Below are 20,943 nucleotides of genomic sequence, written 5' to 3'. Positions count from 1 at the left end.
TGACGAAGGGGCAAGTTTAGAAATGTTTTATTTTCATTCGGACCATTTGGGTAGTTCCAATTTTATTACTAATATAGTTGGAGAAATAAGCCAGCATATGGAATATACTGCTTTTGGAGAAATTTTTGTAGAGGAGCATAAGAATTCCAATAACTCTCCCTATAAGTTTAATGCTTCGCATCCGACGACTGGAAAGCCTTGCTTTTTTCAAGCAAGGCTTGAAACGGAGAGGAATGCGTTGACGAAGAGACGGGTAACTATTATTATGGGGCAAGGTATTATGATCCGAAGTGGAGTGTTTGGTTAAGTGTCGATCCAATGGCGGAGGAAAGGCAGGGCATCTCGCCGTACAGCTATGTGCAGAACAACCCGTTGAACAGGATAGACCCCACGGGGATGCTGGATGAATCCGTGCAGGGACCTACCGATTGGTATGAAGATAAAGATGGGAACATAATATTTGTGCCTGTAAGTAGGGAAATCGAAGGATATGAAAATATAGGTTCTTGGACAAATGTTGCTGCGGACAAAAATTTAAGGTTAAATGAAGATGGTACAGCAACAAATGTAGATAGTGGAACTCAGTATGGTCCTGATAGTGAAATTATGGTTACAAATGACCATTCTGTCAGTACAATAAGAAGTGGCTTTGAAGATGGAGCAGCTAAGACATATGGTGTTAATGTTGGCGGTGCTCTAGGTGGAGGAATTGGTATTTCTTTTGGTTATGCTGAAGATGCTACAGGAAATGGAGGTTTGTATTTTACCTTTAGTGGTAATATCGGATTGGGTGGAGATTTTGGGCCCGATTTAGGTAAAGCATTGCCAAATAATAAAAATTCATCAGTATTAATTGGTGATTTAGTAGGAACAGAATATTCACATAATTTTTCTATTGGTCCACTAGGCATTGACAGTGGAGGTACGGTTCAGAGTAATGTTAAAGGTTTGGGCTTAATGAACTTCGATAATTATGGTAAGAATTATAATGGATATTTATACGGAAAGGGAGGATTAAGTAGCTTTTCTAGTAATTATCTACAAGAACCAGGGTTAGGTTATATGTTCAGCAAAGATAAAACTTGGGTATGGGATTTTTAAAGAAAATTCTTTTAGGTTGCGTTTTCATTATTATAGCATATTATATATCAGAAAAAATAATTTACAAGATTAGAGATAGTGGCTCGCAAAGTCTTGTAGATTACGGGAACGAAGTTGATTATCAAGGTATAATTATTGATAAATTTATTGACAGTACCGAACACAACATTCCCACTATGATTTTGAAAGGAAGAAAAGAAAGAATCCCCATTACATTGTACAGAAATCTGAACGTAGGGGATTCTGTTGTGAAAAAAAGTGGAACCTTGGATTTATTTGTATATAAAAAAGATGGAGAAACCAAAACTCTAAAGTATCCTACTTTAGAATACTTTCAATAGACTTTATAAAGCTAATAGTGGCTGTATAAAATTTATACTTTTTTAAATCGGGTTTTATTTTTTGATATGTTCCGTTTAGATCATTATTTGGTAAAGTGTTCAAAAAATCATTTTTAGAGATCAAAGAAAACTTTCTATATTTTTTGCTTATTGCAATAATGATGTATTTTTTTTTAAGATCTATGGGGCAAGGTATTATGATCCGAAGTGGAGTGTTTGGTTAAGTGTCGATCCAATGGCGGAGGAATACCCCGGGTGGTCGCCGTATAACTATACGCTGCAGAACCCAGTGAAGTTTGTTGACCCTACGGGTATGGTTGTTGAAAGTCCTGAAACTACTATAGTTCGTGATCTTGGAGATGGAAAATACGAAGTAACTGATTGGATAGATGATGGTAAAACCGATGTTGTTTTAGAAGATGGTACCAAAGTGGGAGAATCTTTAACAACTCATTCTTTTGTAGATGAGAAAAATAATCCAGCAAAAGGTGCTATTATAGATACAAAAAGTAAAGAAGGTCAAAATTTTATTGATGATGAAATAATAAAAGACGATCCAAGTGTTTTAGAATATGGTTTTAAGGCTTATAAGGTTGGCAGACCACTTGATTTTAAGTCAAGAGGTCTTGATGAAAGTGATAAAAGATTATCAATTCATGCAGCAAGAGGTTCTATGACCTCCGACGGTAAAATGGCTTCTGCTCGTGATTTTGGTAATATGGCTGCCGGTATAGTCTCCAGTAGAGCAGGTATTGGATGGTCTTTATCAGAAGGAGCTTTTAATCTATTACAAGGCGGACAAGAACCTCCAGTTAGTGCAAAAGCTCAAAAAATAGGCTGGGATATGGGTATGAAAATGTATCAAAATGAATTAAAAAGTTCAATTCCAACTTTAAATAATAGTTGGGATATGGATCATATAAAAAACAAGTAAAAGTATGATTAAAAAAGGATTAATATTTCTTTCTTTAGTTGTTTTATCCTGTAACAGTAACAAATGGAGAAATATTGAGATAATTTCTCCAAATTATTCTGATACCATTAGTATAGTTACAATTGAAAATAAACGTTATATATATAATGGTAATAGTGACAAAATACCTGACAAGCATGTTTTGTTGGATATATCAAATGTTGCCAGATTAAGTGATGAAATAGGAATATGTTGGGATAAAGATGGATACAAATGGAAATTATCTAGTTTTGATTCGGATTTTAAATATAACGATTTAGATACTAGTAGATTCTATGTGCAGGAAAAAGTATTGCTTGATGATAATTGTATTCCTGATTATGAGGAATATTTTAAAGAAGGATGTGTAGTTATATATCCAAGAAGTGAAATAATTAGACCTAAAAATGGAGCGATTTTATTATTCAAATAATATTTAGGATTAAACTGTCATTCACTATGTTGGAAAAAAAGTAGATGGAGTTTTAAAATTTGTTGATGACTTTAAATTTAAATAGATTATAATGAAAGTACGTTGTATTAATAACGAAGGAGCATTTTTAAGAAATTTCGAGTATGATTCGATGAAAAATGAAGGGGTTTCAGGAAGATTTGGAGCAACAGGATACACTACATATGAAGAGTTAACTTTAGGGGCAGAATATTTAGTAATGGGTGTAATAATTTTTAAAACTCATCAAGGTTATTTAGTTGATGACGGTGGATTTATTTCTGTATGCCCTTGTCAGTTATTTGAAGTTATAGATGATAAAGTAAATACTTTTTGGCATTTTAGGTTAATAGACAATGAGGAAGATATTTATCCTTTTATACAAGCAATTTTTGGTTATCCTGAACTATGTGCAGATAAAATGGCTTATGAAAATCTTATAGTTAACAAAGAAGAAGTAACTGAAAGGATATACTTTAGGAGAAAAATTGAATTAGAAAAGGAATATAAATAATGGTATCAATTCAAATAGGCAACCGCTAGCGCTCTCTGGGAATTTAGTAAACCGGTGCTTTTTAAAAAATGTAATAACACAAGCCTTGCAGCGATGCAGGGCTTTTTTCATTTACAGGGCAGCTACGTTCTTGTTAAAGAAGCCCTTCAGAAATTGAAATCGAATCTGAAATTGAAGCAAGAAAAACTTATCTTTAGGGAAGAGATATTTTTAAATGGATATGGTGACCATAGAGCATTTGAACAATACAAATTCAATGCGAAAGAGTTGGATGAGGAAACCGGTAATTACTATTATGGGGCAAGGTATTATGATCCTAAATGGAGTGTTTGGTTAAGTGTCGATCCATTGGCGGAGAAATACCCCGGGTGGTCGCCTTATAATTATACTTTGCAAAATCCAGTTCGTTACGTAGATCCTACAGGTATGGTGGTTGAAAATCCTGATGACTATTACATTGATTCAAAAACAGGAAAATTATTGGGACAAGACGGAGCAAATACAGATAAAATTAGAACTATTGATGCAAATACATTCAATAATGTAAAAGCGAACAACAATGGGACGACTTCTTCTCAAGCTACTGAACAATTACAAGCAAATAGTAGCTTAGTAACAGTTAATAAAAATCAAGTAGATTCTGATATAACAACAATAAATAACGAAACCATATCAGATCAATCTGCTGAAAGACAATTATATTTACTTCTATCTTATAAACAAGATGATAATGGCAATTGGGCCCAAGAAGTTACATCAGAAATAGGCCAAAAAGGAACAGATGGTTTAACTTCCTTTGGGGCAGTTATTAATAATGATGGAATTCCTATGAAAAATGGAAGTATAGTATTAGGTGGAGTACATACACATAATAAGCTTTCAGATAGGAAAAATGCTCCTGGAACATCAATACTTGATAAAAATACAGCTCAAGGGTTTGGAGTTTCTATATATGCAATAGATTCTTATACTGGCCAAAAAGCAACTCCAACTTCTGGTCCTGCTATGCATCGAGTTACATCTGACGGAACTCAAACTAATAATATTGGAACAACCAATCAAAATAATGTAGGTATGGATGCCTTAAAAAATTTTAGAGGAATAAAATAAAGTAATATGAAAAGAGATTTTTGGGTTATAATATTAATAATATTTATTTTTGGGTGTTCCGTTCAAAAAGGATTAAAAAAAGAAAATATAATACCTTATAGATTTCCTTCAAATGTAGAACAACTTTTACTTAAGCAAATCGAAGAAAATCCAAAAGAGGATTATTGTCTATTAATGGAGGGAACAGAAAAAGAGACAAAAATATATCTTGTGAAAGGATATAATTTTTATCATAAAAAAACTTCTTACAGGGGTTTAATTGGTGAAAAATATTACCCTATTTCTTTTCTTCAATTTGATATTCAATATGGAGTAACTGAAAATGCTAAAAAATTATTGCAAAGAAAAATCAATAGTAAAAACTCAAGTGAGTTTCTAACTCAAAAATCTTATCCCCTTTATCACGATATGTATAAAATTGAGTTTGATAGACAAAGAAATATTATTTTTGAGGGATATGTTTATTAAATAATATGGTTCCCTCTTTGCTAGTGCGAATTTTAACTCGTAACGTAGAAGAAGAATGAGAAGCCTTGCAGAAATACAGGGCTTTTCTGTTTTTATAGGGCAGCTACATTTTTGTTGAAAAAGTCCTTGAACTTGGATTTGGTGAGCATCGTATCGATGATCCGGTAAATAGCGTTTTTGTCCTCTTCTTCGAGTTGGTCAATGAGCTTCAGGCGTTCGTTGGCAGACTTATCGATAATGGTAACTTCATCCGGTATTTTTCCGTCCATATGAATGAATAAGTAATGTAATAAACCATGCGATTTATAAATAGAAAAAATTACAAGATTAAAATGTCTGGGCTTTTTAGTTAATAATGCTTACAATTAAAGCTGAAATTGAAGAAAATTAAATTAGCAAAAAAAACTTATCTTTATAAAAATAAGTTCTTTGAAAGCCTTGTTCTCCTCCTTGTGGGAGCTAGAAGGGGCTTATGGAATATACCGCTTTTGGGGAAATAGAGGAACGAGATTCAATGAGACCTTTTTCCTAAAATAAAAAATATCGAGTTAAATGTTTGTAGAGGAGCATAAGAATTCCAATAACTCTCCCTATAAGTTTAATGCTTCGCATCCGACGACTGGAAAGCCTTGCTTTTTTCAAGCAAGGGTTGAAACGGAGAGGAATGCGCTGACAAAGAGACGGGTAACTATTATTATGGGGCAAGGTATTATGATCCTAAATGGAGTGTTTGGTTAAGTGTTGACCCGTTGGCGGAGGAGTTCCCGGGATGGAGCCCATACGCTTATGTTCACAATAATCCTTTAAGATATACTGATCCTACAGGAATGGGAGCAGAAGGAGTTACGGATGATTATTACAATGAAAAGGGTGAATATTTATATACTGATACAAGAACTTCAGATGATATTCGTATAATTTCTCAAGAAGATTTTGATAATATTAATTCTAGTTATTTTAATGAAATGGCTGATACTTCTGCATCTTACGAGAATCTAATTAACGCCCTTGATGAAAGTAGTAATATTTTATCAATTAATATTACTTCTGGACAATTGCAAGAAATGTAGAATTGTAGTAATGCAAATAGTAGTATAAGTAGTGGTGACAGAACAGAAATAAATGCACTGATAACTTTAAACATTTCTGATAAAAAAAATCCTTCAATTGAGTTGAACTATCTAGGAGATAATAATGGACTAAACACATATAGAACTCACGTTGCAGACCCAGTTGACAGTAATGGTTTATACAATGGGAATCTAGTTATAGGAAGCGCTCATACACATCCAAATAAAAAATCAGAAGGTTTTAGAACTACGGTTTTAGGACAACAGGCAGATCAGATTAATGCTACAGTAAATGGTTATCCTGTTTATCAAATTTATGGAGAAGGAAGTGGTGCAAACTTAAACAAAATAGATAGAATGGCTCCTAATAGAAGTCAAACTTCTAGTAATATAATGAATGCTTCTAATGGAAAAGCTTTAGGAAGAGATGCTCTAGAAATATATGGAAAAAAATAAAAAGTATGTCAAAAATTAGGTTGTTATTAGTGTTTATTATTTTTTTAGGATGCCAAACAAAAAATAAATCTACCAATAATGATAAAATAATTTATTGGATAAGCCAAGATGTTGATAATGAGATTCTAAAAGGAATAAATGATTTTGAAATGAAAACAATGAAAAATAGATGGAAAGGTAACACTCCCATTTTATTCTTGCAAACGTTTGATATCAATGAGTTAGGAGTAATTTTGTTGTATGAAAAAGATAGTATTTTTAATAAATTTACAGAAAAAACTAATAATTTTTATCGTATTAAGGAAAACAAAAAAAAATTCCTATTTTTTTTGATTATCAATACTATTTTGCCAACTATTTTAATGAATTAAATCTAAAACCAGGTATTGGCGGAAGAACTATAGTAATTGACTTTAAAGGTCGTATAAAAGATGTCTATAATTCTCAATGATAAATGCTTTTATTAGGACTGAGGATGATGTAAAACCTTAACTTCAAAAAAGTTCTAAAAAAGTGTATATACAAAAAGTCTATAAGTTTAATGCTTCGCATCCGACGACTGGAAAGCCTTGCTTTTTTCAAGCAAGGGTTGAAACGGAGAGGAATGCGTTGATGACGAGACGGGGAACTATTATTACGGCTCACGCTATTATAACCCAAAATGGAGTATTTGGTTAAGTGTTGACCCAATGGCGGAGAAATACCCGGGGTGGTCGCCGTATAACTATACGCTTAATAATCCTGTAAAATACATTGATCCTGATGGGAATGGTGTATGGAAACCTGATACTAAAGGTAACCTTATAGCTGAAAAAGGTGATAATACAAGGTCTTTAGCTAAATATCTGAATCAAACTCCAGAAAAAGTAGGAAGCTCTTATAACTATAATAGTAAAAATATAGGTACTAATTTTGAATTTAGCGAGGGCGACAAGGTTATCGTGGGTAATAATATGACTAGATCTATAAAAAACTCTAATGGTAAAACTCCTACAGGTCCAGATTCAAATAACCCAATAACACCTTCAAAAGATAACTATATATGTGATCATGCTTCACAAATGGCTGTAGATGAAGTAGAAATTAATCCTACAAACGCTATGGACTATAGACAATTTATGCCTGAATCCACTACAAAAGGATTTACTGAAGTAGAAAATTTTGACAATGTTGATTTTGGCAAGGGTATCGCAATAATAGGAGGACAACATGTGGTAACTAATTATGGTCAAAGTAAAGATGGAACACAATATGTTTATTCAAAAGACGGTAGATTTTATAAACCTCAAGTAAGAACGCTTCAGGAAACTATTGATATATATAATGGAAATCAAACAACTAATTTTACAATGGATGATGTCAAATATTACAAGCAAGATTAAAATGCTAAAAACTAAATTAATCATCTCTTTTGTTTTTGTAGTTGGTTTTGGTATTAGTTGTTCATCAAATAAAGAAGATGGGTATGAAATAAAGTTTTATATAGATGAAAAAGAAATATCTATTAAATCTCCTCTGTATGAATATGAGGAAGCTTTATATTTGAATTTGAATAAGAAAGATAAAGAATCACTTCAAAATGAACAAGTAGAAAAAATTGAAATTTTAATCAATGATAAATTATATAATGCTTTACCAGTTAAAATTGCATTTTCAAAAAAGATTACTTCTTCAGATTTTATTTTTCCAATAGAAAACAAAACTGGTAATATGATAATTGAGACTTTTGAAGGTAAATATTATGTTCCTCTTATTTCTGAAAAAACTTCTATTAAAAATATGATTGATGATAGTATTATTAATCCGAAACATTTAAAACTTAATAATTTTATTTCGAATTAGTTTCTTTTGGAAAAGGAATAGCTGTGATTGGAGAAGGAATTAATAAGCACGTTGTAGTCAATTACGGACAAAGTAACGACGGAACTCAATATGTTTTGAATAAAGGAGGTTATCCCTTTAAACCAGAAGTACAAACACTTCAACAAACAATAGATAATTTCAATGAAAATAGGGGAACTAATTATACAATGGACGATGTCAAATATTATCAAAAAGCTGAATAAATTTTTTATTCTTCCACTTTCTATATTAGTAATTTTTAGTAGTTGTAATAATGAAGAAAAAACTAACCATATAGACATTACATTTAAGGACTCAACAATTACAGAAGCTGAAAAATTTAAGTTTTATAAAGCTCAAAATGGTGCTTTATATCTTGATATTAATAATTTAGATGTAATTGATGAAATAAAATCTAAAATCGTTGACAAAGTAGTATTTTCAATTAATGATACTATATATAATTCAACTATAGTTAAAGAATATTTCCCAAGTAAGATAGTAAATACAAAGTTTTTTATATATAGTGATAATAAATCAGGAAAAATTATTATTGATTCGATTGAAGGAAAAGAAATGTTTTTTGTAGGTTGGAGTTCTGATATTAAAATTCCTAAAGAGTTACTCATAAATGATAATCCAAATTAATGAAAATTGAATTTCAAAGAATTACGACCCGAAGTGGAGCATTTGGTTAAGTGTTGATCCGATGGCGGAGAAATACGCTGGGTGGTCGCCTTATAATTATACTACTAATAATCCAATCAATATGATTGACCCTGATGGTAGAGATATCATACCTGTTCATGGAACATGGGCTAATATTTTGACCTAGGGAAATCTAAGTGGGATAACTAATGCTTCTAATAACTTATTTAACGATAATAATCCTGGAGTGTCTTTTCCATGGTCAGGAGATAATTGGTACGTTTTAGGATATCACATGTTAACTATTCATTTTAATATATCTTTATTGAATATATAGATGGAGATTAATCTTACAAACTATAATAATACCAAAAACTTATGAAGTTAAACAAATAGATAGCAAGAAGAAGCTTAATTTTAAAACGATCCAAAAAAATAAAACTTCAAATAAAATCTTTGATATAGAAGTTTTTTCCTAGTCAATCGACCAAAACTTAAACTTGTACTTTAATGAATTTTGTTCTAGGATCAAGCGCTCTCCATATAAAGACTTGATATTTATTAATCTTACATTAGTTTTTTTTGAGTATCGATATTAGAATAGTTGTAGGTAAAAAGAGAACTCCATTGTTTTCAAATTTATTAAGTTCTTTTATTATTTCTTGTTCTTTTTTCTTACGTTTAATTTTTTCTAGTGAATTTAATATTTTTTCTATTGAGGGATTAGATTCTTTAAAAAATAACCAAAACTCATTACTACTTCCTTTCCATTTAATATTAATTTGATACCTTTCAATAGAAATATCTATAAAATTGTATTTATTGAACAATTTTAAAAGTTCTTTTTTCTCTGAGAATAGATTAGGATTTTGTGAATCAGGATAATTGGCATTCTTATCAATAGATATCAATTTCATAATTGTAATGAATGCCAAATTATCTCCTCCCCAGGTTGTTATCACTATTTTTCCTTGTGGTTTAGAGACCCGAATAAACTCTTGAATAGTTTGATCTATATTTTTAAAGTACATTAAAGAAAAAAAACAAGTGACAACATTATAAGTTTTGTCTTTATATAATAGATGGTGTGCATCAGAAATTTTAAAAAATATGTTATCTATATTTTTTTTCAAAGCAGTATTTTTTGCTTTTTCTATATAGAGTTTGGAAATGTCACAGGCATCAAATAAACAAGTAGGGTACATTTTGGATAAAAGAATTACATTGTTTCCTGTTCCAGTAGCAATATCTAAAAACTTCTGATGTGTATGATCTCCTATTTTCTCTATCGTTTTGTAGATTGCTTGATCTACCCAAGACTCTAAATTAGCATGCCATTTTAACCAAGTATCATTGGGAGCTTTTTTTAGGATATTTTTATTAAATACACTAGCAATTTCTTTAGGGTTTAAAGTATGGATGAAATTTTTAGACATATAAGTTTATTAATAAAAGTTATCTTGTATCTATTATTGTTATTTTAGTATTTTTACCTTTTAATTCTGAACCCTTTAGTTGAATAATACCCATTGGATGTTTTGAAATATAACTAGGGCAAGGAATATAGTAAGCCCAAATAAAAGTTATTCCAATTTTGCCTACCAGCTCATCTTCATTCAACTCATGTTCCAAAACAAAACTTGATTTATTCTCAGATTTTACAGGTAATAATTTAAAAAGTATGTCTCTATTCTCAGATACCAACCAACATTCAAGTTCTAAGTTTGTATCCATTACCCATGTTATTTTCCCGATATTTTTGTTTGATAATGATTTTTGTTCTTTAGATAAATGGCAAGCTGGTAAATTAAACGGAAAATAATTTGAAGGCCATTTAAAATAACGATGCCAATAGGGATCTTTTTCTTTAACAATCATAATTTCATATTTTTAAAAGTTGATAATCGTCTGAATGAACCGAACTTACCACTTTTAGTTAATCTTAGGAAAAGATGAGATAATGCACCAGTACCATATAAAACAGAAAGATAGTAATTCTCTGATGCCCAAATATCACTAAGCCATTCGCCTGTTTCTTTTTTTCGGTCTACAATTTCTTTAGCAAAAGAAGAAGCTAGTATAAAATATTTTTCTTCGTTTAAAATTTCATAGAGGTTCAAAGAAAGATCAGCATATTCTATCAATTGGGTAGTTCTTAATTTTTTTGGAGGTTTTGTTAAAAATGTATCATAATAACTTCTAATACTTTTATTGTTTTTGTTTAATTCTAAGTATTCTAAGCCTATAATTAATTCAGCTAATTTAGCTGGTTTTTTTAAGTCAAATATTGATGTATTTTCTTGGTTTAATAGAAATTGAAGATATCCAATTCCTTTTTCAAGAGGTTGCAATTGCAATTTTATAAAGCTTTCTTCAGGAATACATTTTATTTCTTTGTTTTGCAAATTTGATAAACTAAATAGGTAATCTTTATCTACATAATTAATTAAGCTGAATAATAAACCCGGAAAGCCAGTAATAAAGTCACTAGATGAATTTTTAGTTAGTTCTCCAAAAGGTATGATGGAAATATATTTTTCAAGCGCTTTCTTAAGTTTAGTTTCTTTAATGTATCGTGTACAATATTCAAGTGCAATTATCTGTGAACCAATTCCTATATATGCCCCCACTATTAATGGTTTACTCGTTCTATGCCATTCATGAAGAAATACCCTAAATTTTTCTTTTGATTTTTCAATAATAGCTAACGTAGATTGTAAACTTCCTATCGCAAAATCTTTATAAATGGGATTATTGAAGCTTTTGTATAAATCTGTAAACAGCATACTCAATCCACAGGTTCCTGAAAAGATATCCGGTTTAAGTGCTGCTAACAAATTAGCATCCATTTCTGGGTGATAATCTATTCCTATCCAAGATTTTTCTATGGTGGTAGTAGTAATAGCTTGATCTATTATTATCTGAGCACATTCAATTGAAAATTCTTTCCAATCTTTTGATGTATATTGTTGATAATTTATTTTTTCGTATTTGATTTTAGGAAATTCATGTGTACCTCCAAAGTAATTACTGAGAATTATTTTTTTATGCTTAGAAACATCAAAATCAATTATATTTTTCAGTCTGGATTCAATTAAATTTTTTGAAGAATTTTTAAAATAATTACGAATCACTTTTTTTATGGTAGGTAAATCACAATTACCTCCTATAGCGTTAAATAGAGGAACATCTAAATTTAAAATGGATTTTATTTCATGGGTTAATACATAGGCTTTTTTAACATTAAAGCTCTCTTCGTCTTGCCAAGCTTCATTATATAATGAGAACATAAGTTTATCTCTGGCTAATCCACTAATCAATGCTTGAGAATGATAAGAATTTTTAATCAGTCTCATGTAAGCCCAAGTATCTCTATGTATATACCGTAATAGGGCCTTATTAAATTGGGAAATAATACTGTTTTTTCGTAATAATTTATCTTTTAATTGCACAAGCACAGTATTCATTTCTTCATAACCTGCTAGGAAATCTTCCATATAATCAGAGGTTTTAGCATAAACACTTCCTATTCTAGGCAAATAATCGTCTTTTTCCCATGAAATATAACCGTCTTTTGATTTTTCTAATTCAAATCCTAATTGATTGTTTGTAGTTAGATCTAATTTAAACGGACTTGAAAACTTCTTGATAGCTGTTAATGTACCTAAATCTTCAAACTTCACACCAAAACCTATGGGTGTTGGTAGAGATATAATACCAATTTTTATGACAGATTCCTCAATTTGCTCTAGGGCAATTTTTTCTGTTAGTAATAAGTTATTCTTTTCGTCTTTTTGATTTTGAATGACCATTTCTAAGTCAATAAAAACAGGTTGGCTTCCATGGGCTATTAAATTGTCTAACCAAAAATCTCTTGCTCCCAATAATTGAAACAATCGAGTAATCATTCCCAATCTTTTGTAAAAATCTTTAAACTGATTTGTAGATGTACATTCTTTATATTCAATAAATTCTTCCCATGTATATTGCTCTCTAACATCTACTTTTCGAGTTAATAATGAAAGAGAAAGGTGAGGATTTAATTTATCCAATAACTTAAAATATGTATTGGTAATACTTAAATCTTTTGGTTTATAAACAATTTTTTTTTGGCCTTCAAAAGTTAAAAGGACAACCGATCTGCCTTCACAGTGTACATCTCCAGCATCTCCAATGTATTTTACTAATAAACCCAAATCTTCCCCTTTAAAAAAATTATCAGAAAGACGTTTCTTGTCCTTAACTAGACGGCTCATAAATTCAGTAATCGAAGCTCCCCAATTAGAATAAGAAATGGCAATAAGCTTTGCAATTACTGGATAAGTTTCAATTCTAATAAGCCAAGATTCAAAAGTATTCAAATCATTTTTTTCAGAATCTTGCTGAAAAGCAGCTGTGATGTTATTTAAATAGATTTCGGAATCAATTAGAGATACAGTTAAAGCAATTAATCGTTGTTTTAGAACCATTACCATTTCACTTCCAGATGTATAAGTTATTCCAAGTTCTAATCGATCACTTTCTTTAATTACATATTTTTCTGCAAGCTTTATGAATGGGAATAAGATATTATGTGTTTCATTATCTTCTAAATGATTTTTAATTTCATACTCTTTCAAATAATAATCCTCAATATCTAGAAATAATTGTAGTAGTGTGTTTGCCCAATTAGGTAGGTTTGCTTCATCTTTTATTTTTACATCTTCATGTAAGACTTTAAAAAAATCTTCTTTAGACCAATTCATAAAAGATAACCATTCTTCAAACTTTTTTTCTGAACCTCTTGCAATGTTATTTATCCATTCTGTCTTTAATTTTTCATTTAGAAAAGTGTTATTTTCATTGCATTCTACAAATGACTCGTTTATTCTTTCTTCGAGAGAAGCAGCTTTAGCTATTACTTTTAATAGCCGTTTTCTAACAGAATAATTATTTTTAGTGTTTTTGGTTTTCGATAATAAATCCATTAGAAAATAGGGTATTAATTATTTTTTTTGAATCGATTAAGCTGATTGAGAATTCTTCAAGAGCCTTTATCTGAATATCTTTAAAACTGCATTTATTTGAATTAATAATTTTAATAATGCTTATCATACAAGGGTTTTCATTAACAAAAAATTGTTTTTTTTGATTGAATCTTCCTTGGAGAATTATTTCTTCTTCTGTAAAATGAGGTTTAATCCATGGATAAAATTGAACTAAATCATCGGGAGTCATTTCGTTATTAAAAAATCGATTTTCCCATTTAATTAAAGTGGTTTTTAGATCTTTAATATTTTCAAATTTAGCTTCATCAAAAATAATATAACCTAAAGGCCATTTATCTGTGGCTGTAGTAGGGCTAATTAATTGAATTTTTCTAGAAACCATATTCACTAAAAAACCACTAACACAGCAGATACTTCCATTGGCATAATCTTCAGAAGTACTATAATCAATGTCTTGATTATGCCAAGGTGCCGTTCTTAATTTTTCATCCTGTTCAATAAGTAGAGAGGGATCGGCTTTTGTTCGTTCTCTAAAATTACCAGAATTACCATAGGTATAATTTGCATTTTTATTTAGAGGCAAGCATTCTACTTCCGCCAATTCTTCTTCTGTAAAGTTTTTATGTACGGTACGCATAATACCTAAAGACGTAAGAGAGAATCTATTCAACCAACTTCCATGTTTGGAAGATATTTTTATAAATTCTTTTATTCTATCTATGTCTTTGTGAGCAACAGCTGTAGTGGTAGGTGGAAAAACGCCAGTTTCATTATAGAGATCGATACAGAATTTTTCATAGTCTGGATTATCAAAAGGTTCAGTTGCCCAGTACAGAAATGTAGATTTTATTGCATCTCCTAAAAAAGATTTCATGATTTGTATAAAACGAATCCATTCTTCTTGATGTGATTGATGGGAGTAAGTATTTTTGAGACTGTCAGGAGAAAGAGCGCAAAACCAACATCCAACAGAACAACCTTGAGATAATTCAACCGCTAAAGAAGAATGAATATTTGTTTTAGTAAAAAATGGTCCTAAATCATACTTTTGTCTTTTTATTTGTCGATTCCTCCAAGTTAGCATGGAAGAGTTGCTAGGAAGACAATCTTTTAAATAAAATTGTTCAACCCATTTTTGTTTACTTTGTACAATTTCCCACATTTTTTTCACAGAATCCGGGATGTCTTGGCTAGACTTTTCAAATAGATAGTGAACTTCTTCACGATCAATCCTAATATGATTTTTTTTTAAGGTATCTTCAAAATCTGATTGTAAGTTTCTCATAAACTCTGGATCTGCTGAGAAGCGCTCAAAAAATCTTTTTAACCTTGCATACTTATGCAAGGATTTGTGGAATTTATCTTTAGCAGTTATTGTATCATTCATATTATTTTATTTTTAATATGTCCTAAAATAAATTCTCCTACAGAACTTTCTTTAAGCGACATATTGTTTGATAAATTCTCGAAAATTTCTGTATTACCATTGCCTAATGCACAAGCACCAATATTCATATCTGTGGCTACTAAATACATGGTTTGATAAACGACTCCAACATGTTTAAGAATAGCGCTGTATGCCATAGATTCATATTTCCAAAAAAATCGTTCAAAATCAGCAGAAAATGTTATTAAGACAGGCGGTGCCTCTGACATTCCCGTACAAGCATTTGCATACCAAAGCATTGATTTTGTCTGTTTATTTTGATGATGTAATAAAGATAACTCGTGTTGAATTGGATTGTAATAGTAAAAACCAGGTTCTAATCCCTCACAATTAAGTATAGTTATATAAAAGTTAAGTTCATATATAGCACCCCCTGAAGGATAAGGAGCTGTGTAGGTTTCAAAAGTTACTTTTTTATTACTTTCACCTTCTATGGTATAATCTGAATGCTTGTTTAATTTCAATGTTCGGTATAAAAAGTGGCTAAGACTTCTTAAATCAAAACCATCAAACTCTCTGCTTGAATATCTCGTGTCGAGACATTTCTGTAATGTCTTTGATTTCTTAAGATCTAGTTTTAAAGGTTTTTCTAATGAAATTGTTTTTAATGTATTTCGTACTTGTTTCTTTATCTTTTTAGGAGGTCTAGTTTCTAGAAATCGGTAGGTAGCGCCACTATTATAATTATGTCTTCCATAACGACTTCTATTATGAAAAAGAAGATCGTGAAAGTTCCATAACTCCAAAGCAGAATTTTCATTTTTAGCATCTATAAATTCCAAAAATTCACCTGTTGAGAGTAAGATGTAAAAGGAAAGAATCAGTTCTTCATCCAAGGATAGTAACGTACTTATTTCTTGTATAGTTTTAAATTGCGAAAGCAAAAAAACAATTTGAATACTGTTTTTATCAATTAAGGCGATCTTTGAAGTCCCTATAGAAGATTCTAAAATGTATTCTTCATTAATTAGTCTAATAAATGAAAATTTGGATAATTTAAAGGCGGAATAAAAATTCTTCGTCCTTGAAAAATCAGTAGTTCCAGTCATATTTTCATAACGACAGAAAAGCATACCAAATTTGTATAATTTGTATTCTAAAGCTCCCAATTCTTCTAAATGTGATAAATAATATAGAAATAGGCTCAGGTCACCATAGTTTCCTTTTTTTAATACTATTAAACCCAATTCATTTTTAGAAAAGGAATTCGTATTGATTGCCAAAAGTCCTTTTTTCAATGCAAATGGTAAATCCTTTAATTTGTAATGAAAACCAATTGAGTCAAAATAAGATTGTAAAGAAACTTCACCATCATTTACTATTTCATGTTTAAAAGAAAGTTTAAAGCAATCGTTATCAATTTTTAGAGAAGAAGTAACATTATTATCTATCATAGCCAAGAAAATTATATAAACATTGAAATTGGATTTAAGTCTTTTTCTTTTAAGGGTTTCTTTAACCATCCCATTTTTACAGGTACATCATAGATTCTACCTTTTTCGTTACGCATCCAAAAATGCCTTAATCCAGGAACAAACACTTTCACAACATTTAAACCTATATCAGGACGAGTTTGATCTAATACATGTATTTCTAGACCTAATTTTTCAATTTTAGATTTGCAATATTCTATATCATCTTTTAAATCATTAAAAATGGGTAACTTAAAATCGTGTAATTTTTTAGATGGTTTGTTTATATCTGGTAGTAAATAGGGTTGATTAATTAGGTTACAATTTCTCCACCAATGTACTGTTTCTGGGTCGTCGTAATTGTATTCTCCTAGGGGTAATGTATCATCCATAGAAGGCATCATTTGGTTCAATTCAGTCAATGCTCTTCGCAGTGCAATTTTAGGATTTAAATGTGCGGCAGGTGCAAAGACGATATCTTGAAATTCAGTTCTATCATTTCTTGCTGAAATGGCAATGAAAGCTGGAATTCCTGAATCTGCAGTCAAATCTAATACCCATAAATTTCGATTTCTTGTTTTATGATATGTGATTAAATTATTAGCATATGTATCATTAAAACTATCAATATCTAATGATGGCATATTCAATCTATTGTACCACCATAAACAAACACTATCGCGTTCTATAAGTTCTAAAAAACCTTGAAGAATCGCTTCTTCTAGTGTATTTCCAGCTGCACAACCATTTGAATCTGGAGCACAAAAGAAGTCACTTTTTGCATTTTCTGGATGGTTATAATAGCAATAGGAAGTAGGAATATAAACGTAGTCATTTCTAGAGATAGACCATACAGGACTCCAGTCAATTTCAGTATCTTCGTCTAATACATTAGGAATAACGTTGAAAAAACTTTTTTTTGCGTTAATAATTTCTCTGTTTTTGTATTGATAGTCACTAAAGAGCATACATGAATTAGGATGTATAGCTTTGTCTTTTAGTTTTTTATAAGTCGATTTAATTCGAGGTTCTTCATCTCTATACACTCCGGAGTATCTTTCAATTGCTTCTCCTATAGCACTGACTTTAGCTTGTATTTCGGTACTTCCTTTTCCGCAACTACTGCTCCTTAAATTTTTTCTTAGTGAAAAAAAGTTAGTAGTTTTCAAAGCCATGTTTTGCCCAGAAATAAATACATGCTGTAATTCGTCGTTACTATCTGTTATTCTTTCTAGTTTATTTACAATTCCTGTAATGGGACTTATTAAGTGTTTAAAATTGGCATACGTTTCCTTTGCAGTTACAGATCGATGACCACCATTGGTGAATTTTTTCACTGTTGATTGTAATATTATTTTTTCAGGTAGTCTATCGTTGTTTAAATATTTTTTCTCTCCACAAGTTTTACATTGTGGTCTTTTTACAACAACATGGTGTTTAGTTTCTGAAGTTGAAAAATTGAAAGTAATTAAGTCGTTTTTAATTTTTTGTTTATCTTCTACTAATAGAAATTTTGAAATTTCCATAATCGTAAGTTGATAAATCATTCCTATAGAGGCACTTGTACTACTTTTACTTATTATAGGGGAGGAGATATAACCATTCTGTTTTAAATAGACATCTACATCTCTATTGGCTACCAAACGTTGTAATAAGCAATCATAACAAGCGGTTTCATTTTTTTTGAATATTGGTCCAACCCAAGCTTCTATACCATTGGGCTTGCATATAATAAAAGGAATGTCTTTTTCCCATAATTCTCGAGTGGTTTTTTGCAGACCATTTTGTAAATAATCGTCAGTAATTATTACTGCAAAATTTTCATTTTCTGATACAACTTTAAAATCCATTTTATCAAAGTCGTCCGAAAGCAATTTAGGGTTATGATTTCCAAAATTATAGATCTTAATTTTAGAATTAGATTTTTTTAATTTTATAGATGATTCCTTTTCAGCAAAAGAACTCCAAAAGGAAGATTCTGAGTTTGATAATATATTTTCAGCTTCAGAAATATATTTTTTAGTTTCCAGTGAAGAGAGTACATAGTGAACTTGGCTTTTGTCTACTATACCATCTAGGTTTTCTATTATTTGATTAACATCAGACTTTCCATCTAAATGCTTAACGACCTCAATTAATGATTTACTTGTTAATAATTGGTGACCAAATTCAGAGCTTAAAATTAATTTATCAGTTTCAATAACAGTTGGATGAATGTGTTGTTTAAACTTAGGTGTTTTCATGCGTTGAGATTTTGTTTAAGATGGTCATGTACGTTCGGTCTCTTGACGAATTTGTATAGTAAAAAACTTTAATATCTAATTAATGAACTTATAGTTTAACGAATGATTTATAATATATGGATTTACAATAATTAATGTAAATCCATATATAGAGGTCTAGCTACAAGAATTACTTGATGCACTTGATGCACAGCTCGCACAAGAAGGGATAGTAAAACAAGTACTTGAAGTACTTTCACAACTGGCCGATGATTTCAATGAAAGAGATTCATCCTTAATTTCCTCTGATACAGTTGGAAGTAATAAATAAATATCCGTCTTTGTTGAATTTGGAATTTGTGAATTACTTGGTGTTCCTTCAATTAAATGGATGTTAATTTCTTCTGGGAAATTTAATCCAGCATCACTCAATACTTTTTTAGGATTTGCGATGTATTCCTTTTTGAAATTTTCATCTGCTTGTGCCTTTGCAGTAACTTTAGTAATGATTTCGACAATTTGATTTTGATCCATAATATTTAAATTTTAAGTTCTATATAAAACTAGAAAGTTTATTTAAGTTATATATAAGTATAAATACCTGATTATTAAATAAGTATTTTTTAATGGATATGAGGACCATAGAATATCTAAACAGTTATAACAGTCCGTATAAGTTCAACGCTTCGCATCCGACGACTGGAAAGCCTTGCTTTTTTCAAGCAAGGGGTGAAAGGAGAGGAATGCGCTGACGAAGAAACCGGTAACTATTATCAATGATGCAGCAAATAGAAATTAATGAAAAGAAGTTTTAATTTAAGAATAGTTTTATCTGGTTTTCTATTTTCAGTTGGTTATTTAGTAACTCTTATAAATATTTATTATCAATTTAAATATCAATTATTAATAGAAAACAGGGTAGACTTGATTGCAAGACTTGGCTTTATGTCATACACGACTGGTTTTATATTTTATCCTTGCGTATTAATACCTATAGGGATTTTATCATGGAGCTTTAAAAACAAGTTCAACTCTTTTAAAGGGAACTTTTTTTCTTCTACAATTGGAGTATTAATACTCGCAGTTGCTTTTTATACTAAATTAGTAGGTAATTTAGTATTTGGGAATATTTTGAGTGTAGTATCGGGATTAGTCTTAATTATTTTATCAGTAATTTTATTCTATAAATCAACTAATAGCTAGAAAGACTAGGTAACCCTTAGTGCATTTAGTCTAAATTGATTTTCATTTTTCTTTTAAAGGAATTTTTCTGATTCTGTAAAATAACTAATGAATGAATTAATATTAATGAAGTTTTTTGTGAAAGTTATATTATTGTCATTACTTCCTTTTTTGTCTTGTGAAAATAAAAACGAAGAACAAATAGTAAGAGAGATTCAAAAATTCAATTATAAATATGCGACTACGGGCAATAAATCTTTTTTAGATAGCGCTTATGTAGTTATAGATGATAATAAGTATAGAATTAATAATTCTAATTTTGGTTTATTTTATCCAGTATATTTTGAATTAGGAAAATATGAAGAATTATTATCTTTAATAAATAATTCAGAGGATATATCTGAAAGTAAAAAAGAATTTTATATAAATATTTTACAGGCTTACATTAATTTTCAGAATAACAATAAAAGAAAAGCAAAATATTATATTGAAAAAAATATAGTCCTTATTAATGATAAGCTTTCTTCAACTCCTAAAGATTCTTTGGCCTTATTAGATTTATACAAAATGAAAGTGCATACAGATGGTATAGTTTCGGTAATTAAGGAGATAGATAGTCTAAAAGAAACAACTATTAAACCCTCGTCTGTATTTTATGATAAAATACTAATACCAGAAATACGTTCTTATTATGAAGAACTACCTCAATTTGTAAAAAGATAAGTAAAAAATAAATTTA

Annotated in this window: 22 protein-coding genes and 4 pseudogenes; 18 read left to right on the top strand and 8 right to left on the bottom strand. The window is 30.1% G+C overall.

The features are described 5' to 3' along the window. The 8 genes and pseudogenes from FVB9532_RS19965 to FVB9532_RS03810 all read left to right on the top strand — a co-directional run. A pseudogene (locus FVB9532_RS19965) lies at positions 1-307 on the top strand (hypothetical protein); the annotation flags it as partial. Continuing rightward, positions 298-1,101 (top strand): annotated as a pseudogene (locus FVB9532_RS03840) (hypothetical protein); the annotation flags it as partial. The pseudogenes FVB9532_RS19965 and FVB9532_RS03840, both read left to right, overlap by 10 nt. After that, on the top strand, positions 1,089-1,442 hold the full coding sequence (locus FVB9532_RS03835; protein WP_150543878.1) for a hypothetical protein: 354 nt from the start codon (positions 1,089-1,091) through the stop codon (positions 1,440-1,442). The pseudogene FVB9532_RS03840 and the gene FVB9532_RS03835, both read left to right, overlap by 13 nt. A gap of 106 nt (positions 1,443-1,548) precedes the next feature. Beyond that, positions 1,549-2,376 (top strand): RHS repeat domain-containing protein, encoded by an 828-nt coding sequence (locus FVB9532_RS03830; RefSeq protein ID WP_194716477.1) that lies wholly within the window; start codon positions 1,549-1,551, stop codon positions 2,374-2,376. A 4-nt stretch (positions 2,377-2,380) separates the two neighbouring features. Then, the gene (locus FVB9532_RS03825; RefSeq protein ID WP_150543876.1) at positions 2,381-2,827 is read left to right on the top strand and encodes a hypothetical protein; all 447 of its coding nucleotides are present in this window, start codon (positions 2,381-2,383) and stop codon (positions 2,825-2,827) included. A gap of 91 nt (positions 2,828-2,918) precedes the next feature. After that, positions 2,919-3,359: a hypothetical protein gene (locus FVB9532_RS03820; protein WP_150543875.1), complete on the top strand. Its 441-nt coding sequence runs from the start codon at positions 2,919-2,921 to the stop codon at positions 3,357-3,359. A gap of 153 nt (positions 3,360-3,512) precedes the next feature. After that, positions 3,513-4,469 carry an RHS repeat-associated core domain-containing protein gene (locus FVB9532_RS03815; protein ID WP_228482248.1) on the top strand — a complete coding sequence of 319 codons (957 nt, stop codon included), beginning with the start codon at positions 3,513-3,515 and terminating at the stop codon, positions 4,467-4,469. Positions 4,470-4,475: 6 nt separating this feature from the next. Further along, on the top strand, positions 4,476-4,937 hold the full coding sequence (locus tag FVB9532_RS03810) for a hypothetical protein (protein WP_150543874.1): 462 nt from the start codon (positions 4,476-4,478) through the stop codon (positions 4,935-4,937). Between the two features lie 92 nt (positions 4,938-5,029). Here the strand turns inward: FVB9532_RS03810 and FVB9532_RS03805 are convergent, their stop codons facing one another. Beyond that, positions 5,030-5,206: a transcriptional regulator gene (locus FVB9532_RS03805; RefSeq protein WP_150543873.1), complete on the bottom strand. Its 177-nt coding sequence runs from the start codon at positions 5,204-5,206 to the stop codon at positions 5,030-5,032. Positions 5,207-5,614: 408 nt separating this feature from the next. Here FVB9532_RS03805 and FVB9532_RS03800 point away from each other — a divergent pair. The 8 genes and pseudogenes from FVB9532_RS03800 to FVB9532_RS03765 all read left to right on the top strand — a co-directional run. Continuing rightward, positions 5,615-6,007 (top strand): annotated as a pseudogene (locus tag FVB9532_RS03800) (RHS repeat-associated core domain-containing protein); the annotation flags it as partial. A 102-nt stretch (positions 6,008-6,109) separates the two neighbouring features. After that, entirely contained in the window at positions 6,110-6,463 is a 354-nt protein-coding gene (locus FVB9532_RS03795) for a hypothetical protein (protein WP_150543872.1), read from the top strand. Positions 6,464-6,468: 5 nt separating this feature from the next. After that, positions 6,469-6,834, top strand: a complete 366-nt coding sequence (locus FVB9532_RS03790; RefSeq protein WP_150543871.1) for a hypothetical protein — start codon at positions 6,469-6,471, stop codon at positions 6,832-6,834. A gap of 249 nt (positions 6,835-7,083) precedes the next feature. After that, a pseudogene (locus tag FVB9532_RS03785) lies at positions 7,084-7,845 on the top strand (RHS repeat-associated core domain-containing protein); the annotation flags it as partial. After that, the gene (locus FVB9532_RS03780; RefSeq protein ID WP_194716476.1) at positions 7,820-8,305 is read left to right on the top strand and encodes a hypothetical protein; all 486 of its coding nucleotides are present in this window, start codon (positions 7,820-7,822) and stop codon (positions 8,303-8,305) included. The pseudogene FVB9532_RS03785 and the gene FVB9532_RS03780, both read left to right, overlap by 26 nt. A 23-nt stretch (positions 8,306-8,328) precedes the next feature. Continuing rightward, positions 8,329-8,529: a hypothetical protein gene (locus FVB9532_RS03775; RefSeq protein ID WP_150543869.1), complete on the top strand. Its 201-nt coding sequence runs from the start codon at positions 8,329-8,331 to the stop codon at positions 8,527-8,529. Continuing rightward, a complete protein-coding gene (locus FVB9532_RS03770) occupies positions 8,501-8,953 on the top strand; it encodes a hypothetical protein (protein ID WP_150543868.1) in 453 nt (150 codons plus the stop codon). The genes FVB9532_RS03775 and FVB9532_RS03770 overlap by 29 nt, the downstream gene beginning before the upstream one ends. Positions 8,954-8,963: 10 nt before the next feature. After that, the gene (locus tag FVB9532_RS03765; RefSeq protein WP_150543889.1) at positions 8,964-9,140 is read left to right on the top strand and encodes an RHS repeat-associated core domain-containing protein; all 177 of its coding nucleotides are present in this window, start codon (positions 8,964-8,966) and stop codon (positions 9,138-9,140) included. Positions 9,141-9,525: 385 nt separating this feature from the next. Here the strand turns inward: FVB9532_RS03765 and FVB9532_RS03760 are convergent, their stop codons facing one another. From FVB9532_RS03760 to FVB9532_RS03730, 7 genes are all read right to left on the bottom strand, one after another. Continuing rightward, entirely contained in the window at positions 9,526-10,389 is an 864-nt protein-coding gene (locus FVB9532_RS03760) for a class I SAM-dependent methyltransferase (protein WP_150543867.1), read from the bottom strand. Between the two features lie 19 nt (positions 10,390-10,408). Continuing rightward, positions 10,409-10,831, bottom strand: coding sequence for a hypothetical protein (locus FVB9532_RS03755; protein WP_150543866.1), 423 nt, complete (start codon positions 10,829-10,831; stop codon positions 10,409-10,411). Continuing rightward, on the bottom strand, positions 10,828-13,920 hold the full coding sequence (lanM, locus tag FVB9532_RS03750) for a type 2 lanthipeptide synthetase LanM (RefSeq protein WP_150543865.1): 3,093 nt from the start codon (positions 13,918-13,920) through the stop codon (positions 10,828-10,830). The genes FVB9532_RS03755 and lanM overlap by 4 nt, the downstream gene beginning before the upstream one ends. Next, entirely contained in the window at positions 13,889-15,328 is a 1,440-nt protein-coding gene (locus FVB9532_RS03745) for a radical SAM family RiPP maturation amino acid epimerase (protein WP_150543864.1), read from the bottom strand. Before FVB9532_RS03745 ends, lanM begins: the two co-directional genes overlap by 32 nt. Next, entirely contained in the window at positions 15,325-16,851 is a 1,527-nt protein-coding gene (locus FVB9532_RS03740) for a SagB family peptide dehydrogenase (RefSeq protein ID WP_150543863.1), read from the bottom strand. The genes FVB9532_RS03745 and FVB9532_RS03740 overlap by 4 nt, the downstream gene beginning before the upstream one ends. Continuing rightward, complete coding sequence (locus FVB9532_RS03735) at positions 16,794-19,043, bottom strand: TOMM precursor leader peptide-binding protein (RefSeq protein ID WP_150543862.1); 2,250 nt, start codon at positions 19,041-19,043, stop codon at positions 16,794-16,796. The genes FVB9532_RS03740 and FVB9532_RS03735 overlap by 58 nt, the downstream gene beginning before the upstream one ends. A 156-nt stretch (positions 19,044-19,199) precedes the next feature. Further along, positions 19,200-19,556 (bottom strand): NHLP leader peptide family RiPP precursor, encoded by a 357-nt coding sequence (locus tag FVB9532_RS03730; RefSeq protein WP_150543861.1) that lies wholly within the window; start codon positions 19,554-19,556, stop codon positions 19,200-19,202. A gap of 264 nt (positions 19,557-19,820) precedes the next feature. Between FVB9532_RS03730 and FVB9532_RS03725 the strand changes: the two genes are divergently transcribed. Further along, positions 19,821-20,225 (top strand): hypothetical protein, encoded by a 405-nt coding sequence (locus FVB9532_RS03725; protein WP_150543860.1) that lies wholly within the window; start codon positions 19,821-19,823, stop codon positions 20,223-20,225. 87 nt (positions 20,226-20,312) lie between these two features. Next, complete coding sequence (locus tag FVB9532_RS03720; RefSeq protein ID WP_150543859.1) at positions 20,313-20,927, top strand: hypothetical protein; 615 nt, start codon at positions 20,313-20,315, stop codon at positions 20,925-20,927. Positions 20,928-20,943 lie beyond the last annotated feature (16 nt).

Origin of the sequence: Mesonia oceanica (assembly GCF_902499555.1) — a bacterium.
Lineage (GTDB): Bacteria > Bacteroidota > Bacteroidia > Flavobacteriales > Flavobacteriaceae > Mesonia > Mesonia oceanica.
This window is presented reverse-complemented; position numbering and strand designations above follow the sequence as displayed.

Coding starts and splice junctions, on each gene's coding strand:
- FVB9532_RS03835 (WP_150543878.1), top strand. CDS start 1,089: ATGGGATTTTTAAAGAAAATTCTTTTAGGTTGCGTTTTCATTATTATA.
- FVB9532_RS03825 (WP_150543876.1), top strand. CDS start 2,381: ATGATTAAAAAAGGATTAATATTTCTTTCTTTAGTTGTTTTATCCTGT.
- FVB9532_RS03820 (WP_150543875.1), top strand. CDS start 2,919: ATGAAAGTACGTTGTATTAATAACGAAGGAGCATTTTTAAGAAATTTC.
- FVB9532_RS03810 (WP_150543874.1), top strand. CDS start 4,476: ATGAAAAGAGATTTTTGGGTTATAATATTAATAATATTTATTTTTGGG.
- FVB9532_RS03805 (WP_150543873.1), bottom strand. CDS start 5,206: ATGGACGGAAAAATACCGGATGAAGTTACCATTATCGATAAGTCTGCC.
- FVB9532_RS03790 (WP_150543871.1), top strand. CDS start 6,469: ATGTCAAAAATTAGGTTGTTATTAGTGTTTATTATTTTTTTAGGATGC.
- FVB9532_RS03780 (WP_194716476.1), top strand. CDS start 7,820: ATGTCAAATATTACAAGCAAGATTAAAATGCTAAAAACTAAATTAATC.
- FVB9532_RS03770 (WP_150543868.1), top strand. CDS start 8,501: ATGTCAAATATTATCAAAAAGCTGAATAAATTTTTTATTCTTCCACTT.
- FVB9532_RS03760 (WP_150543867.1), bottom strand. CDS start 10,389: ATGTCTAAAAATTTCATCCATACTTTAAACCCTAAAGAAATTGCTAGT.
- FVB9532_RS03755 (WP_150543866.1), bottom strand. CDS start 10,831: ATGATTGTTAAAGAAAAAGATCCCTATTGGCATCGTTATTTTAAATGG.
- lanM (WP_150543865.1), bottom strand. CDS start 13,920: ATGGATTTATTATCGAAAACCAAAAACACTAAAAATAATTATTCTGTT.
- FVB9532_RS03745 (WP_150543864.1), bottom strand. CDS start 15,328: ATGAATGATACAATAACTGCTAAAGATAAATTCCACAAATCCTTGCAT.
- FVB9532_RS03740 (WP_150543863.1), bottom strand. CDS start 16,851: ATGGTTAAAGAAACCCTTAAAAGAAAAAGACTTAAATCCAATTTCAAT.
- FVB9532_RS03735 (WP_150543862.1), bottom strand. CDS start 19,043: ATGAAAACACCTAAGTTTAAACAACACATTCATCCAACTGTTATTGAA.
- FVB9532_RS03730 (WP_150543861.1), bottom strand. CDS start 19,556: ATGGATCAAAATCAAATTGTCGAAATCATTACTAAAGTTACTGCAAAG.
- FVB9532_RS03725 (WP_150543860.1), top strand. CDS start 19,821: ATGAAAAGAAGTTTTAATTTAAGAATAGTTTTATCTGGTTTTCTATTT.
- FVB9532_RS03720 (WP_150543859.1), top strand. CDS start 20,313: ATGAATGAATTAATATTAATGAAGTTTTTTGTGAAAGTTATATTATTG.